Source organism: Streptomyces sp. NPDC048424, from assembly GCF_040651555.1.
Taxonomy (GTDB): Bacteria; Actinomycetota; Actinomycetes; order Streptomycetales; family Streptomycetaceae; genus Streptomyces.
Genome location: NZ_JBEZKE010000008.1, coordinates 36,122 through 52,771, shown reverse-complemented (window position 1 = coordinate 52,771; position 16,650 = coordinate 36,122). Strand labels below are relative to the sequence as shown.

Annotated in this window: 11 protein-coding genes, 1 pseudogene and 1 riboswitch; of the genes and pseudogenes, 7 read left to right on the top strand and 5 right to left on the bottom strand. The window is 71.1% G+C overall.

Annotated features, from left to right (window positions below; translation table 11 throughout):
- Nucleotide 1 precedes the first annotated feature (1 nt).
- From AB0D29_RS13915 to AB0D29_RS13905, 3 genes are all read left to right on the top strand, one after another.
- Nucleotides 2–775: a response regulator gene (locus AB0D29_RS13915; RefSeq protein WP_362854105.1), complete on the top strand. Its 774-nt coding sequence runs from the start codon at nt 2–4 to the stop codon at nt 773–775.
- Nucleotides 776–876: 101 nt separating this feature from the next.
- On the top strand, nt 877–1,107 hold the full coding sequence (locus tag AB0D29_RS13910; RefSeq protein WP_362854104.1) for a DUF5133 domain-containing protein: 231 nt from the start codon (nt 877–879) through the stop codon (nt 1,105–1,107).
- A 571-nt stretch (nt 1,108–1,678) separates the two neighbouring features.
- Nucleotides 1,679–2,434: an ASCH domain-containing protein gene (locus AB0D29_RS13905; protein WP_362854103.1), complete on the top strand. Its 756-nt coding sequence runs from the start codon at nt 1,679–1,681 to the stop codon at nt 2,432–2,434.
- A gap of 125 nt (nt 2,435–2,559) precedes the next feature.
- Here the strand turns inward: AB0D29_RS13905 and AB0D29_RS13900 are convergent, their stop codons facing one another.
- The 3 genes from AB0D29_RS13900 to AB0D29_RS13890 all read right to left on the bottom strand — a co-directional run bounded on the left by AB0D29_RS13900 (nt 2,560) and on the right by AB0D29_RS13890 (nt 5,582).
- The gene (locus tag AB0D29_RS13900; RefSeq protein WP_362854101.1) at nt 2,560–3,357 is read right to left on the bottom strand and encodes a maleylpyruvate isomerase family mycothiol-dependent enzyme; all 798 of its coding nucleotides are present in this window, start codon (nt 3,355–3,357) and stop codon (nt 2,560–2,562) included.
- A gap of 80 nt (nt 3,358–3,437) precedes the next feature.
- The gene (locus AB0D29_RS13895; RefSeq protein ID WP_362854100.1) at nt 3,438–4,727 is read right to left on the bottom strand and encodes a GNAT family N-acetyltransferase; all 1,290 of its coding nucleotides are present in this window, start codon (nt 4,725–4,727) and stop codon (nt 3,438–3,440) included.
- 144 nt (nt 4,728–4,871) lie between these two features.
- Nucleotides 4,872–5,582, bottom strand: a complete 711-nt coding sequence (locus AB0D29_RS13890) for a restriction endonuclease (protein ID WP_362854099.1) — start codon at nt 5,580–5,582, stop codon at nt 4,872–4,874.
- Between the two features lie 325 nt (nt 5,583–5,907).
- Here AB0D29_RS13890 and AB0D29_RS13885 point away from each other — a divergent pair, with 325 nt between their 5' ends.
- Nucleotides 5,908–6,264 (top strand): hypothetical protein, encoded by a 357-nt coding sequence (locus AB0D29_RS13885; RefSeq protein ID WP_362854098.1) that lies wholly within the window; start codon nt 5,908–5,910, stop codon nt 6,262–6,264.
- A 64-nt stretch (nt 6,265–6,328) separates the two neighbouring features.
- Here AB0D29_RS13885 and prpB read toward each other — a convergent pair whose 3' ends face one another.
- Both prpB and AB0D29_RS13875 read right to left on the bottom strand, forming a co-directional pair.
- Nucleotides 6,329–7,234 (bottom strand): methylisocitrate lyase, encoded by a 906-nt coding sequence (gene prpB / locus AB0D29_RS13880; RefSeq protein WP_362854097.1) that lies wholly within the window; start codon nt 7,232–7,234, stop codon nt 6,329–6,331.
- Entirely contained in the window at nt 7,234–8,754 is a 1,521-nt protein-coding gene (locus AB0D29_RS13875; protein ID WP_362854096.1) for an MmgE/PrpD family protein, read from the bottom strand. Before AB0D29_RS13875 ends, prpB begins: the two co-directional genes overlap by 1 nt.
- A 188-nt stretch (nt 8,755–8,942) precedes the next feature.
- Nucleotides 8,943–9,164: riboswitch (cobalamin riboswitch) on the top strand.
- Between the two features lie 170 nt (nt 9,165–9,334).
- Here AB0D29_RS13875 and metE point away from each other — a divergent pair.
- The 3 genes and pseudogenes from metE (at nt 9,335) to AB0D29_RS13860 (ending at nt 16,619) form a co-directional block, all read left to right on the top strand.
- Nucleotides 9,335–11,658, top strand: a pseudogene (gene metE, locus AB0D29_RS13870) (5-methyltetrahydropteroyltriglutamate--homocysteine S-methyltransferase).
- Between the two features lie 180 nt (nt 11,659–11,838).
- Nucleotides 11,839–12,738, top strand: a complete 900-nt coding sequence (folP, locus tag AB0D29_RS13865) for a dihydropteroate synthase (protein WP_362854095.1) — start codon at nt 11,839–11,841, stop codon at nt 12,736–12,738.
- On the top strand, nt 12,735–16,619 hold the full coding sequence (locus tag AB0D29_RS13860) for an energy transducer TonB (RefSeq protein WP_362854093.1): 3,885 nt from the start codon (nt 12,735–12,737) through the stop codon (nt 16,617–16,619). The genes folP and AB0D29_RS13860 overlap by 4 nt, the downstream gene beginning before the upstream one ends.
- Nucleotides 16,620–16,650 lie beyond the last annotated feature (31 nt).

Genomic DNA, 16,650 nt, shown 5'->3' with positions numbered 1-16,650 from the left:
TATGCCAGGGAAGAACTTCCACCTGCGGACCACCCCGAAGGAGACAGCTGCTGTCGCCGACGCCGCTGTCGCCGATCTCGCCCGGCGCCTGGCCCTCTACCTCCAGAGGGACCTCTTCAACCCGGCAGCGGACGACCGCGCGCAGGCCCTGGCACGCCTGCACCTACTGGACCACCTCCAAGAGGCCGCAGAACGGCTGCAACGCGCGGCGGCCGCGGATGCCGCGCGCGCCGGAGCCGGATACCCCCAGATCGGCCGCGCATGCGGCATGACCCGCCAGGGCGCCCGCCGCCGCTGGCCGGGGCTCTTCAACCACACCGACGAAGTACCCACGGAGCAACTGACGATGAACGCCCCCGCCCGCCCGTTCGATGTCCTGCTCGTGGAAGACGACATTGCCGACGCCATGCTCATCGAGGAGGCACTCTCCGAGCGCGGGGCCCGCAACCTCGTCCAGGCCACCGACGGCGTCGCCGCCCTGGAGCACCTGCGCAACCCCGACAGCCCGCGCCCCGACCTCATCGTGCTCGACCTGAACATGCCCCGCATGAACGGCCGCGACCTGCTGCGCATCCTGAAGAACGACGCCGAGTTGCGGACCATCCCCGTCGTCGTCCTCACCACGTCCTCCGCGCCCGACGACGTCGCCGGCGCGTACACCAGCCACGCCAACGCGTACGTGACGAAGCCGGTCAACCTGGAGGAGTTCGAGCAGGCCGTCCAGAGCATCGACTCCTTCTACCTGGACACCGCAACGCGCCCGCCCCGCGCCTGACATCCCGGTGACGGTGACGGTGACGGTGATCGGGGTTGGACGGTGATCGGCAGGGTAGGCGACGGCCACTTGATCGATCCGCCGGCGAAAGGAACCCACCCATGCTGATGGCTCACCCGGCTGTGCTCCCCGGCCTCGTCGACCGCTACTGGGCGCTGTCCGTACTCGATGCCGGGGAAGGCGCCTCGCCCGTGCGCAAGGAGATCGAGGCTGTCGAGCGGGCCCTGTGCGTGGCCACCGGCACGACGGACGTGCACGCCGCCCTGATCGCCGCCCGCCACCACCTGCCGGGCACGGGCACGCTCGACGACTCCGTACTCGCCTCCGGCTGAGGTGGGGTGGCCCGTCGCATCTCGGTGTTGGACAGCCTGCGGCCGACGAGGGTCAGGACCTCGCGTTCCCGGTCGGTGATGCCGTCGACCACCGCCCGGCGGGTGGTGGTCGACGGGTTCGTGCCGTGCCGCGAACTCCTCGACGAGACGGCGGATGATCCGCCACAGCCGTTTTGAAGGAGTCTCATCAGCAGGTGGCAGCCGTGCCACCTTGTACCGTCGGGGCCCTCGCGCCTGCCCGTCGGATCCGCCGCCCGTGCCGCGAACGGCACACCGGCGTGCAGAACACCGAGAACACCGCCGCCGTCTTCACCGTCGGCATCAATGGGCACCACAGCCACGGCAGAGCAGCGCCCCGGGATCGTCGTCCGTGACCACGACCAGCCTCAGCCGGGCCGCTCCGTCCCTGCCCACGGGACCACCAGAGGGGCCCGGTCAGGGCAAGCTGAAATCCCGTGGAGCCCACCTGCATGGCGTGGAATGATCTTGGTGACTGCTGACGAAAGGGAAGGCTGAAAACGTGTACGTCCCGTCATCCGCACGAGCTCTCGATGATGACGAGCGTGAGCTCGTGGAGCTGGCACGCCGCACGATAGACGCGCATACGGACGCCGGGCCCGACGAAGACGGGATCCACACGATGGGCGCCGCGGTCATGGCCGCCGACTACCGGATGTTCGCCGGCGTGAACCTCTACCACTTCACCGGCGGACCCTGCGCCGAACTCGTGGCTCTGGGAGCCGCACGAGCCCAGGGCGCCCGCCAGATGCGCTGCATCGTTGCCGTGGGAAACCACGGGCGCGGCGTCATCGGCCCGTGTGGGCGCGACAGGCAGGTCTTCGTGGACTACTACCCCACCATGCGCGTCATCGTTCCCACCCCCGCAGGGCCCAGGTCCGTTCTCGCCGCCGACCTGATGCCGCTGACCCAGCGATGGACCCCGGAGGCGGGCATGAACGGTCTCGACCCCTCGCTCTACCAAGACCCCGAGACGGCCGGTCCCCCGATCATCCGGTTCAACCCCCGCTACCTTGAAGACGTCCGCTCTGGCGCCAAGACCAAGACCACCCGCTTCCGGGACCCTGCCCAGCTCGGGCCGGCACGGCTGGTGTTCGAAAGCGACCCCGAAGTCGTCCTGCCGGCAGAGGTGACCGGCGTCAGGCACTGCCTGGTCAGCGACCTCACCAACCAGGACGCCCAAGCCGAGGGGCTGACGACCGCAACCGAACTCCGGGAAGCCCTCAAGGGCCACTACCCGGATCTGGTGGGAACCGACGAAGTCGACGTCATCACCTTCCAGATCAACGACAAGACGGGCGCCGCCTAAACCGCGGAAGCACCAGCGACGATCTGGCTTGTTCGTGGGACCAGGAGCGCGGCCAGGGGCGCGACGCGGAACCGCCGGCTCGCTCGATACGGAGAGCGAGCCGGTCGGCGGTTGCCCGCTACGTCCTACTGCTCCGGCTCCCAGGCGCGGAGCAGGTCGAGCAGCCCTGCGTCTCCGTCAACGTGCAAGGATTCGTGCGGGATGCGGTCGTACAAGTAGAGGACCAACTCACTGGCCGTGCCATGGACGGAGGCGCCGGCTGCGTCCCAGTCCTCGTCGGTCGCGGCGGTGGGCGCGGGGACGCGGGTGGAGCGTGCGCCGTCGCCGTCGACCGTGAGGCGCCAGGAGCGGCCCTCGGCGGCGTGGAAGTCGAAGGTTGTGGGCTTGTGCGGCCAGGCGCTGGGCGTCGCGACGCAGGTGAACAGGAACTCCTCGACACCGTCGAGTGCGACCTCGGCCGGCAGTGGCTGCGGGGCGCCCGCGGCGAGCTGTACGTCGTAGGTGTGCACCGCGCTCTCCTGGGCCCGGTGCCGGGCGACTCCGCCAGAGGTCCGCGGCGTCTGCAGGGCACTCCACCACGCCCAGCAGCCGGCGTCCGGTCCCGCCTCGCGCAGGGCGCTCAGCAGAAGCTGCGTCGACGCGGCCAGCCAGGCCAGCAATGCCTCACGCTCCCGCGGCACTTCCAGAGCGGCGCGCGCAGCGGTGGCCTCGGCCGGGGGAGCGTCGGCAGGCCCCGCGCCGACGATGGCGGCCCAGAAACGGTCTCCCCCGCCCAGGTGCTTCACCAGATTGAACAGCGTCCACCCGGGGCAGCTCGGCACCTGTGCGTCGAGACTGGGCGCGGCGGCGACCTCGGCGCGGAAGGCGGTCGACCCTTCATCGATCAGTCGCAGCAGGTCAGGGAACTCAAGATTCTTTTCCACGCCGGATGTCTATCACCGTGCTCCGGTGAGCCGACAGCGATTTTCACAGTCGCCGCCGGTTCGCCATTGAAGGACAGCCCTCAGTACGGGAGGTAGTAGCTGAGTACGTCGCCTGTGAGGGGCGGGAAAAGCACCTGGAACAGCTCCTCGTCCGCGGCGTAGACGTCGGGGCGGATCCGGGTCAGCCCCTCGATTCCGTGCGGGCCGAAGAGCAGGGCGGCCAGATGGTCGGGCGCCAGCCCGGCGCCTCCCGAAGCTCCCGGCGACTGCATCGCGCCGCCGGTGACGACCTCACCGAGCCCGTTGGCGAGTACCGGAATCCGGTAGTGGGCGCCGAAGGTGGAGAGGACGATGTCTCGGCCGGTGCGGTCGATCCCGGCCGTGGTGAGGCGCTGCCAGAACAGCGGACGCAGCCTGTCGAGCAGCGCTGCGACATCCGGGATGCGGATGTAGTACTGCTCTGCATTCCGCTGCGGTTCGTGCTCGATGAACTCCTGCCACGCGTTGCCTGTCACGGTGCCCGCCCGATGGACGATCCGAATCGGGTCGTCGGGCGACAGGGCGGCGACGCCGCTCAGGAGGTCCCGTGCCGCCGCCTCGTCGCGTGCCGCGGCCTCCGCCAGGAGCATCTCCTCACCCGGAGGCGTGGTGCGCGCGGTGGCAATGACCGTGTCGGCACGCTCGAGAACCCAGAGGTTGCTCGACTCGTGCTCCAGGAGCCATCGCCAGCACGCCTCCGAGTGCGGCATGGTCACATCGAACCCGCTCTGGGCCGAGGCTTGCAGGGCAGCCATGGACGGGATGTCGCAGGGCCGGGCGGCACGGAGCGCGGCCGTTCCATCGCCGGGCGGCAAGGCCTGCGGCGGCAAGGCCTTCACGTTCAGCGCCTGCGGTATGTCGATGGCGTACTCGTAGCCGAACAGCCGGTAGAAGTACGGGATTCCGATCATCGCCTGGACGAGGTGGCCACGGGCGGCAGAACGCTCGTGAGCCCAGTGCATGAGGGCCCTTACGAGCCCGCGCCCCTCGTACGCGCTGTCGGTGGCGACCAGTTCCACCTGGCCGGCGGGCAGGCGGACGTCTCCGATACGCACCTCCTCGTCGAGGAGCGTCGCGGTGGACACGACCCGGTCACCGTCCACCACCACGGCGCAGGCGGACAAGCCCGCGTCGGGGTCGGTGACGACCAGCCGGTGGTCGATGGCGTCGTCCGGCTCACCGCGCTCGGACAGGAGCGCGCCGATCTGGTCAAGATCTGCGGGCCTCGCCTCACGCAGGGCGAGGCCGTCGGCCAACGGAACAGCTTCGGAATAACCTTTGATCATGGTCACAGCCAGACTGTGGCATCGCCCAGCCATCCCGTCCAACACGTTTTTCGCAGCTCGTCATCAGTGCCGACGGGCACGGGGTGGTCAACCACGCCGGCTCCCGTCCGCTCGCGGATCAGGCCGACGCCACCCCGCTGACCAGCGCCTTCGGCCACACCCTCACGCCGGGGGAGTCCGCGGGATCCGTCATCCCTCCGCCCGCGCCGCCGTGGCGGGAGCGTCCCAGGGCGGCGGCGTCAGCGACTCCGTCCACGCGGCCAGGCCGTCCCCGTCCACGCAGACGATGTCGCAGGCCGCGGCGTACTCCGTAGCGGGAGCGGTGAAGTCGCTGGTGGTCACGACGATGGCCACATCGGCCTCATGGACGGCGAAACAGGTGCCGCCGAAGCGCTGGAGGTCCTGGGAACCCACCCGGTTGCCCTCACCGTAGTGCTTGCACTGGATGACCACGCGCAGTCCGTCCGCCGTCGTGGCGATCACATCGGCTCCCAAGTCCCCTGCTCCGCCCACCACTTCTACCTGCGGGCAGCCGTCCCGAGCGCACAGCGCGGCGACCGTGTGCTCGAAGCCGTCGGCGTCCACCGCCGTGTGGTCCAGGGCGTTGGAGTCGACCTCGGGCAGGCCGACGGCCTCCGGCTCGGCCGCCGACGGAGCGCAGGGTGGCGGCGCGTCCAGGCCCATCGGGCCGGGCGGAACCGATCGGCGCAGGGTGGAGCCGTACGGGCCCGGAACGATGCTCCACCGCGCCAGCGCCACTCCGGCGGCCAGGAGGAGCACGGTGGCGATGGGCAGCACCGGTACGCCGCCGCCCGTCTCCACGGCCGCCTTGACGAAGACGGCCGCCCCGCCGATGCAGATCCCCACCAGCCCCACCGCCAACACGACGTCGCGCCCCATCGACGGAACGCGGACGACCCCATCGCGCCGACGCCCTCCCGATGCCGACATACGGCCCCCCTCTCACTCCTCGCCACCCGGCAGGCACGGCCTGAGCAGTGCCGGGGATGGCTGACCCGGTGCATTCCCTCCTCGTCTGATCAAGATCGCCGGATCCAAACGGCCCCGCCCGGAACCGGCCCCGCGCGGTCGTCCCGGACCTGCACGTATCCGGCTCACGCCATGCTCCCGCCGCACCGTTCCCGGAACGTACCGGCCCCGCAGGCGGCGCGCGGCGGCCGATCGGGTCACACTGGCAGGAAGACGAGTGCGGTAGGGAGGCGGGATGAGCTGGGCGTCATGGACCACACGCGGGATCTTCACCGGGCGCAGCGGGGTCGAGACCGGCGAGAGCGGCGAAACCGGCGCGTCCGGCGAGAGCGGCCTCGTCCTCACCGGTGAGCTCGACATCCACACCACCTGGACCGAGGACGAAGGCCTCGCATACGTCACGGTGCAGTACGCCGGGGCGTCCGACTGGCTCCCGCTTGCGGGAAGCCCCGTCCCGTGCGCCAGCGAGGTGGCAAGCCGCGACCTGCACGATGCGGTCATCCACGCCGTACGAGCCGGAGCCGCCCGTCCCCTGGGTGCCGAAACGCCCCTCGCCGGCCCGGCGGCTCCGCTGAGGCCCCGCCCCAGGTGACCCCCGGGTGTCACACCCGCCCGGGGCGGGGGCAGGCCCGCCAGGAGTTCGCACTCCGGTGGGATCAGGTGCCGGGAGGCAGGGTGAAGTCGAAGACGTTCCCGTCGAAGGCCGAGTACGCGTCGTACCCGAGCACCTCGTAGAGCCGGGAACGGGTCTGCATCCGGGGAAGAAGCGATTCCTGCGTTCCCTCCTCGGCGATCGTGCGCAGGCCGTCCTCGATCGCACCCATGGCCAGGCGGAAGAGGGTGACGGGATAGATCACGATGTTGTACCCGAGGTCCTCGAGCGTGCGCGCGGACAACAGCCGTCCCTTGCCGAACTCGGTCATATTGGCCAGCAGCGGCACGTCCACGGCCGTGCGGAACGCCTCGAACTCGGCCTCGTCGGCCAGGGCTTCGGGAAAGACCGCGTCCGCACCCGCGTCGACGTATGCCTTGGCGCGGTCGATCGACGCTTTCAGCCCCTCCACCGCGCGGGCGTCGGTACGGGCCATCAGCAGGAAGCCGTCGTCCCTGCGGGCCTCGACCGCCGCGCGCACCCGCCGCACCATCGCCTCCCGCGGGACCAGGGCCTTCCCGTCGAGGTGGCCGCAGCGCTTGGGGTTGACCTGGTCCTCCAGGTGGAGGCCGGCCAGACCCGCGTCCTCCATGAGCTGGACCGTCCGGGCGGCGTTCAACGGCTCCCCGAAGCCCGTGTCGGCGTCGACGAGGGCGGGCAGGTCGGTGGTCCGGGTGACCTGCTGGGCGCGGGCCGCGACCTCGGTCGAGGTCGTCAGACCGATGTCGGGCAGCCCCAGGTCCGCGGCGAGCACCGCCCCGGAGAGGTACACCCCGTCGAATCCGGCGTCCTGGATCAGGCGTGCCGAGTACGGGTTCACCGCGCCGGGCATGCGCAACAGCCGGCCCGAGGCGAGCTGTTCGCGCAAGCCCCGGCGCCGGGCGGCCGCGGTGGTGTGGGTGTGCAGCATCAGAACAGTCCCTTCGGGAGGGCTGCGTCGTACGCGGCGGTCCGGCCCGCGTCGACCGCGGGGAACAGGGCGGCGAGCCCGGCGGTGTCCAGTTCCGCGAGCCGGCCGGCCGCGTCAAGGAAACGGTCCTGGGCGTCGGCCGTGACGATGCCCTCGGTCAGGGTGCGGAACTTGCCGGTGTAGGCGGCCCGGTCGAAGGGCCGGGCGCCGGCGGGGTGGGCGTCCGCGACGCCGAGTTCGTCCTCGATGACGCTGCCGTCGTCGAGGGTGACGACCAGGCGGCCGCCGAAGGCCCGGCGCTCGGGATCGGGGTGGTGGTAGCGGCGTGTCCACTCGGGGTCCTCGACGGTGGAGATCTTCCGCCAGAGACCGATGGTCTCCGGACGCCGCGCTCGCTCGGGGGCGTAGGAGCGCTCGTGGTGCCAGGCGCCGTCCTCCAGCGCGACGGCCAGGATGTACGGGACGGAGTGGTCGAGGGTCTCGCGGCCGGCGGTGGGGTCGTACTTCTGCGGGTCGCCCGAGCCCGAGCCGATCACGTGGTGGGTGTGGTGGCTGGTGTGGAGGACGACCTCGCGGATCCCGGAGGTCGGGCCGGTCTTCTCCCGCATCCGACGGGCCAGGTCGATGATCGCCTGGGCTTGGTACTCGGCGGAGTACTCCTTCGTGTAAGTGTCGAGGATCGCCCGCCGGGGCTCCCCCGGGGCGGGCAGCGAGACGCGGTAGGAGGCCTGCGGGCCGTTCAGCATCCAGGCGAGGAAACCGTCCTCGCCCTCGTAGACGGGGGAGGGGGAGCCCTCCCCGCGCATCGCCCGGTCGACGGCCTCGATCGCGGTTTTGCCGGCGAAGGCGGGGGCGTACGCCTTCCAGCTGGAGATCTCGCCCTTACGGGACTGCCGCGTCGCGGTCGTGGTGTGCACGGCCTGCTGGACCGCCTGGTAGACGGTCGCGGTGTCGAGGTCCAGCAGGGCGCCGAGCCCGCCGGCGGTGGCGGCGCCGAGGTGGGCCACGTGGTCGATGCGGTGCTCGTGCAGGCAGATGCCCCGGACCAGGGCGACGTGCACCTCGTAGGCGGCGATGATCCCGCGCAGCAGGTCGGCGCCCGAGCGGCCGGCGTGCTGGGCGACGGCCAGCAGCGGCGGGATGTTGTCGCCCGGGTGGGAGTAGTCGGCGGCCAGGAAGGTGTCGTGGAAGTCCAGCTCGCGCACGGCCGTGCCGTTGGCCCAGGCCGCCCACTCGGGGGAGACCCGCACCTGCGGCGGCAGGCCGAAGACGGAACCTCCGGGCGCCGCCCGGTGGGGTGCGGCCTGGGCCCGGGCCACCGCGACGGGGCGGCGCAGGAGGGACGCCACGGCCACGGAGGCGTTGTCCACGATCCGGTTGACCGCCATGTCGGCAGCCCGGCGATCGAGGGCGGGGGCCCGCTCGGTACCGGTGGCCGTCTCGGCGAGCTTCCAGGCAAGCTGTTCCTCGCGCGGGAGACGGTCGGCGCTGGGATGGACGCGTACCTCGTGCTCGATCACGGAACTCCTCGGGTGCGGAAATCGGCGCGTGCGGAAATCGGACGCTTCGATGTCTCACCCTTCCCCGCTTTCGGAGCCGGGTGGACAGCTCCGAGCTGCGGAATCACTACCCGGCGTTCACGAGCGGATGATCTCGTTTCGACGTCCGATATCTGGAACGCTCTGCCCATTCTTTAGTTCGGCGGCCTAGTGTGGACCTCGCAGCTGGTTCGCCCCCGTCCGCCAGGCGGGATGCGTCGTAAGAGGGAACCCGGTGGGAATCCGGGACTGCCCCGCAGCGGTAAGTGGGAACGACCGCCGTCATACGCACTGGACCCGGACGGGTCTGGGAAGCGACGGCCAGTAGGTGCCTGCCCGAGTGGCCGGCGTGCCCACGAGTCCGAAGACCTGCCCGTTGCCCGAGTGCGAACGATCGCGCCCGGTTTCCCGGTGACCTCGTGGGCGGGTCGGCGTGCTTTCAGGCGGAACCTCCCCGTCGCGTACCCGGACGTACGTGACCCGGCGGTCCGCCCGTTCCCGCACCCTTCGCGCCCTCGGCCCCCACCGGGTCCATGGAGACACGCTCGCGAAGGAGAGTTCCGTGACCACCGAGTCCGCAGCCGCGGCAGTACAGGCCACCGTGTACGGCTACCCCCGCCAGGGTCAGAACCGCGAACTGAAGAAGGCGATCGAGGGCTACTGGAAGGGGCGCGTCACCGCGGACACCCTCCGGGAGACCGCCCACGAGCTGCGCCGGGCCAACCGGGCCCAGCTGGCCGAAGCCGGCATCACCGAGGTCCCGACCGGAGACTTCTCGTACTACGACCACGTCCTGGACACCACGGTCATGGTCGGTGCCATCCCCACCCGCCACCGGGCCGCCGTCGAGGCCGACGCCCTGGACGGCTACTTCGCGATGGCGCGCGGCACGCAGGACGTGGCCCCGCTGGAGATGACCAAGTGGTTCGACACGAACTACCACTACCTGGTCCCCGAGCTCGGCCCCGACACCGTCTTCACCGCCGACTCCACCAAGCAGATCGCCGAACTCACCGAAGCCCTCGCCTCGGGGCACGCGGCCCGGCCCGTACTCGTGGGCCCGGTCACCTACCTTCTCCTGGCCAAGCCCGCCCCGGGCGTGGCTGCCGACTTCGAGCCGATCACCCTCCTGGACCGGCTGCTGCCCGTCTACGCCCAGGTGCTGGCCGAGCTCCGCGCGGCGGGTGCCGAGTGGGTCCAGCTGGACGAGCCGGCGCTGGTCCAGGACCGCACTCCGGCCGAGCTGAACGCCGCGGCCCGCGCCTACCGGGAGCTCGGCGCCCTCACGGAGCGCCCGAAGCTGCTCGTCGCCTCGTACTTCGACCGGCTCGGTGAAGCACTTCCGGTGCTGGCGAAGGCCCCGGTGGAGGGCCTTGCCCTCGACTTCACCGATGCCGCCGCCGCCAACCTCGCCGACCTCGCGGCGGTCGGCGGGCTCCCGGGCAAGCGCCTCGTCGCGGGTGTCGTCAACGGCCGCAACATCTGGATCAACGACTACCAGAAGTCGCTGACCACGCTCGGGACCCTCCTCGGGCTTGCCGACCGGGTCGACGTCTCCGCGTCCTGCTCCCTCCTGCACGTGCCGCTGGACGCGGGCGCCGAGCGCGACATCGACCCGCAGGTCCGGCGCTGGCTCGCCTTCGCCCGCCAGAAGACGAACGAGATCACCACGCTCGCCCGCGGCCTCGCCCAGGGCACCGACGCGATCACCGCCGAACTCGCCGCGAACCGCGCCGACCTGGCCTCCCGCGCCACTTCTCCGATCACCCACGATCCCGCGGTGCGGGCCCGCACCGCGGCGATCGCCGACGCGGACGGGCGCCGCCCCCAGCCGTACGCCGACCGCGCGGTCGCCCAGCGCGCCCACCTGGGGCTGCCGCTGCTGCCCACCACCACGATCGGCTCGTTCCCGCAGACCGACGAGCTGCGCGTGGCCCGCGCCGACCTGCGGGCCGGGCGCATCGGCACGGCCGGCTACGAGGAGCGGATCAAGGACGAGATCCGGGAGGTGCTCGCGTTCCAGGAGAAGACGGGCATCGACGTCCTCGTGCACGGTGAGCCCGAGCGCAACGACATGGTCCAGTACTTCGCCGAGCAGCTGACGGGGTACCTGGCGACCCAGCACGGCTGGGTCCAGTCCTACGGCACCCGCTACGTGCGCCCGCCGGTCCTGGCCGGGGACATCTCCCGTCCGGAGCCGATGACGGTCGCTGGACGACGTACGCTCAGGCACAGACGAGCAAGCCGGTCAAGGGCATGCTGACCGGCCCGGTCACCATGCTCGCCTGGTCCTTCGTACGCGACGACCAGCCGCTCGGCGAGACCGCCCGCCAGGTCGGACTGGCCCTGCGCGACGAGGTCAACGACCTCGAAGCGGCCGGAACTTCGGTGATCCAGGTGGACGAGCCCGCCCTGCGCGAGACGCTTCCCCTGCGCGCGGACGGCCACGCCGACTACCTGGCGTGGGCCACGGAGTCCTTCCGGCTGACGACCTCGGGCGTGCGGCCGGAGACCCAGATCCACACCCACATGTGCTACGCGGAGTTCGGCGACATCGTCCAGGCCATCGACGACCTCGACGCCGACGTCATCAGCCTGGAGGCCGCCCGCTCCCACATGCAGGTCGCGACCGAGCTCGCCGAGCACGGCTACCCCCGCGAGGCCGGCCCCGGTGTCTGGGACATCCACTCCCCGCGCATCCCCTCGGCCACCGAGGCGGCGGCCCTCCTGCGCAAGGGGCTGGAGGCCATCCCGGCGGAGCGGCTCTGGGTCAACCCCGACTGCGGGCTGAAGACCCGCGGTTGGACGGAGACCCGCGCCTCTCTGCAGAACCTCGTCGCCGCGGCGCGCGAGGTCCGCGCGGAGAGCGGCACCACGGCCGTCTGATCCGCATCCGGGTCGGAACATCCGTGATCGGATGTTCCGACCCGGGGTGGCCTGAGCAGCTGGTTCGCCCCCGTCCGCCGGGCGGGACGCGTCGCAAGAGGGGTGTCGTTCCTTCGCGTCCGCATCCGCATCCCGCAGCCGGGACGTTCCTGGACACATCTCGCGAAGGAGAGCCCCCTCATGAGCTCCGTCGAGGGTCTGCCCGACTGGGACCGCTGCGCGGTCATGGGCGTCGTCAACGTGACCCCGGACTCGTTCTCCGACGGGGGCCACTGGTTCGACACGGCCGCTGCCGTCAAGCGCGGCCTGAGTCTGGTGGCCGACGGCGCCGACCTGGTCGACGTCGGCGGCGAATCGACCCGCCCCGGCGCGTCCCGCGTCGACGAGCACGAGGAATTGCGCCGGGTCATACCCGTCGTGCGGGGGCTGGCGGCCGAGGGTGTCCTGGTGTCCGTCGACACCATGCGCGCCGTCGTCGCCCGGCGGGCGGTCGAGGCGGGCGCGGTCCTGGTCAACGACGTCAGCGGGGGCCTGGCCGACCCCGCCATGATTCCGGCCGTGGCAGCCTGCGGCGTCCCCTTCGTCCTGATGCACTGGCGCGGATTCAGCCACGACATGAACAGCCGTGCCGTCTACGGGGACGTGGTGGCCGAGGTCGTCTCAGAGCTCCGTGACCGCATCGACGCCGCGGTCGCGGCGGGCATCGCCCCCGAGCGGCTCGTGGTCGACCCGGGACTCGGCTTCGCCAAGGAGGCACGGCACGACCTCGGCCTGGTGGCCGCGATGGCCGACCTGCGGGCCCTGGGCCGACCCGTACTGGTCGCCGGTTCCCGCAAGCGGTTCCTCGGGCACGTCCTGGCGGACGCGGACGGGACGCCGCCTGCGGCCCATCACCGGGACGCGGCAACGGCCGCGCTGTCGGCCATCGCCGCACACCAGGGCGCATGGGCCGTACGCGTCCACGACGTACGGGCAACGGCGGACGCGGTCAGGGTCGCTCGTGCGCTCACCCCTCCGGCATCGCGAACAAGTCCCAACACCGGCACCGGCCTTGATGCGGGACCTATGCTGGGATGGTGACAAGCGAAGGCCGAGAGAGCGACGCCGGATCGGATTCCGGCGGGAACGCCTACATCGGACGCGCCTGGCTCGTGGACGCCGTCGGAGAGTGGACGGACTCACGAGCACGGCACTTGCTCCTCACCGGTGGGCCGGGAACCGGCAAGTCCGCTGCGGTCGACCACTTGTGGGGCAACAGCGGCGGCTGCGCCGCAGTGCACCGGTGCCGCGCCAACGACCGGCGGACCTGCGACCCGGTGCGGTTCGCCGAGTCGCTCGCCGAGCAGTTCAGCGCCTCCCTCCCGGGGTTCGCCGACGCGCTCATGCGGGTCAGCACCGAGCTGTCGGGGCGTCAGGGAGAGGTGCACATCGAAGGGTCGGCCTTGGCCGAGACGGTGCTCCCCGGGGGAACGGTCATCGGCGTGAAGGTGGCGATCTCCAGCGTCTCCGCCGACGAGGCGTTCGACCGGCTGGTGCGCAGGCCCCTCGAACGGCTCGCGCCGGATCCCTGGCCCATCGTGGTGATCGACGCCCTCGACGAAGCGCTCACCTACCGGACGCACCGGACCATCGCCGAGCTCGTCCTCGACGCGGTGGACGGGGTGCCACTGCGCTTCGTGGTCACTTCCCGGCACGACAAACGCATCGTCCGGGCGATCGAGGCCCGGGCGGACGCGGTCTCGCTCGACCTGGTCGCCGACGCACCCGATCCCGACGCCGACCTGGAGGAGTACGCCCTCCACCGGCTGTCGGCCGCCGTCGGGGACCGCACCGAACGCGAGGCTCTGGCACGGCGGCTGGCGTCCGGCGGCGCGGGGAACTACCTGTACGTCTACCACCTCACCCAGGAGCTGATCACCGGCGTACGCGACGCCGGCGCACTCGAGCGTGCGCCCGCCCTGCCCGCCGATCTCGAGGGCGTCTACGAGCAGTTCCTGCGCCGCGAGCTCCGGCCGATCGGCAACACCGTTGCGGAGGAACGCTGGCGCGCCCAGTTCCGGCCGCTCCTCTCCGTTCTCGTCGCGGCCCAAGAGGACGGCTTCACCACCGCGCAGCTCGCCGAGATCCTCGACGAGACCGCACGGACCACTCAGGACGCCGTCCAGGACCTCGGCCAGTACCTGGTAGGGGCACCGCGCGGTCCTTGGACGCTCTTCCACCGTTCGTTCGCCGACTTCCTCCTGAAGGGTCCCGACCCGCGCCTCGACATCGCGGAAGGACACGAACGCATCGCCGCCTACGCCTTCGACCAGTGGGAAGGCGCCTGGGCCGGCTGCGACGACCCGTACTACCTGGGACATCTCCCGCACCACCTGATGACGGCCCTGGAACAGCCGGACCTGACCCGTTCGCGTGCCCGGATCCTGCGCGACAGGCTCTACGGCCTCGCCTGCTCCGAAGAATTCCTCGCCGGCCAGCGAGCCGCGGCACCCAGCCGTGAGCCCCACCTGGCCACCCTCGCCCTCGCCCTGGAGTCCTCTCTCCGTGTGGGCGAGTACGAACGGGTCACCGTCCTGGCGCTCTCCTCGGCCCGCGCCCAGATCGAGGCCGACGCCCTCACCCCCATGGAAGCCGCCCTCACGTGGGGAGTCGAGGCCGGAGCCGCCAAGGCGCGCACCTATCCCGAGAACGTCTCCCTGGTCTGGCACCTGCTGATCATGGCCGCGGTCGGTTCCCGGGCTCCCGCCGACCTGCCGCAGGTGGTGGATCTCGTACAGCGCTCCGGATTCGGTGTCATCGACCCGAGCTGGTCCTCCTCCGTGGCGGCGCTCCTCGCCCCGCTGATGCCGGAGATGGAAGCCGAAGGATGGAGGGCGATCCTCGACATCGCCGACGATGAACTGCTCGGCTACCTGGCGTTCTTCCTGAGCGAGAGCGACAGCCCCGACTTGTGCGTCTTCCCCGTTCTCCACGTTCAGGAGACGCTCGTCCGGGCCCGGGCCGCCATGGAGGTCGTCTCACAGCTGGCCCTGGCCGGAGAAGGGCTCGACGACCTGCACGTACTCTGCGACTACGTGATGGATTCGTACGAGCGCCACGAGCGGGAAGGGAACCGGCACAAGTCCTATCTCTCCGTGCCGGAGGTGCCCAACTCCGTCTTGGTGACAGAGGCCGCGCGGGGCCGTTTCGCCGCCGCCCACGCCGAGTTGACCGACCCGGTGCACAAGTACCGCTACACACTTGATCCGGCCGGAGTCCTCCTCGCCCGGATCGTCGAGGCGGCGGTGAGCGGCGACGACGAGGCCGCGTCCGTGCGGGAGTTGGGCGAACGGCTACTGGCTGACGGCAATGACCCGTGGGCGACCCTGTACTACGCGAGGTTCCTGTTCGGCAAGGGGGACCCACGCGCGCACCAGTTCCTCGATCTGGCCATCGAACGGTCCGACGAAGGCTTCGAAGACGACTTCGTCTGGGAGATGTACCGGGGACACGTCGATCCGTTCCACGGTCCCTGCGACGTCGGTTTCAGGCTCGCGCTGATCCGGACGCTGTGCTCGTTCGGACGGTTGATCGAGGCCAGGGCCCAAGCCGATCGGATCATCGAGGCGGACCCCGCCGAAGTCGTCCGCGCCTTGTCGTACGTCAGGCAGGCGGAGACGGACGCGGGCCGAGCGGACGAGATCCTCGAGTCGGCACGGCAGGCCGCCGCGGCGGTGCCGCGCGACCTTCGCACCCAGGCGATGCTCGTCCTCGTCGACGGCGATCACGAGAGGCTGACGGGTGCCGTCGCCCGTTCCCTGTCGCGCTCCCACCGCACGTCCATGGACTCCGTGGCCATGTCGTGCCTGGCGTGGGCGTCACACCGGCGCGGCGACCGCGAGCGGGCGGCATTCCTGGCCGGGCGGGCCCGCGAGATGTTCACGGCGGAGCCCCAGGAGCGCCGCCTGCCACGGACCAGGGACCGCATCGTCAAGAATCTCCTGCGCGCCCGGCGGCAGGACGAAGCGATCGCCGTGCTCCGCACTCCGACGACGCACGTGGGCTCGATGCTGCTACGCCTGCGGCCCGATGTCCGTCGCGACCTGATCCTGGGCGGAGAGCTCGAGGAGTTCGAGCTGTTGGGTGGCGCACAGGGCGAGTCGGCCACCCCGTACCACTCAGAGCTGCACGCGCAGGCACTGACGGTGTGCCACCTGCGAGCGAAGGGCGACAGCGAGGGCGCCTCCCGCGTCGGCGCGGCCGCTCGCCCCGGGCTCGACACGATCGTCGAAGCCCTCTTGGAAGAGGTGGAGCACGGCCCGCGGAGCTACCTCGATCCCACCCAGAGCCACGGCAGCGAAGCCGAGGCCGCCTACGTGGCCGTGTCCGCCGTCGACCTGGGTGAGCCCGAGCTGGCCCGGACCTCCTTGCAGATCATGGACGCCTGGGCCGGTCAGGCGCAACGGGCGGCGGCCGGCTGGGATGCCTTCCGCGGGTACTACGCCCGCGACAGCGAATTCCTGCAGGAGGGGGATGCCGCCCTGTACCGAAAGTCCCTGCTGGCGGCCCAGATGGCAGAGGCCCATCACCACGCCGGCGACACCGAACGGGCGAAGGCCTCGTTCGCCGAAGCCGAGCAGTGCGCATCGGGGATGACCGATGCGCACTGGCAGGCGAACACCTTCAAGTACATCGCCGAGACGGCCGCCCGGGCGGGTTGGTACGCCGAGCTGCGCGGGCTCCTGCCTTCGGCGACGCAGGTCCGCGGCGCCGCGCTGGCCTCCGTCGCGGAGATCCTCGTGGTGAAGGCGCTGGTCGGCGACCGCGAAGCCAAGGACGAGTTCGACGCCCTCCTGCGGTCACGGACCCTCGCCAACTTCGACCACCCGGACCTGCTCAGCCTGCTGGCCGTCCTCAGCCGCGATCCGGCGGTCGAGGACCTGCTCCTCGCCGCATTCCCCGGCACCCGAGCCTCGTCTTGATCTCGGAACGGGACGCGACGAGGCTCAGGTG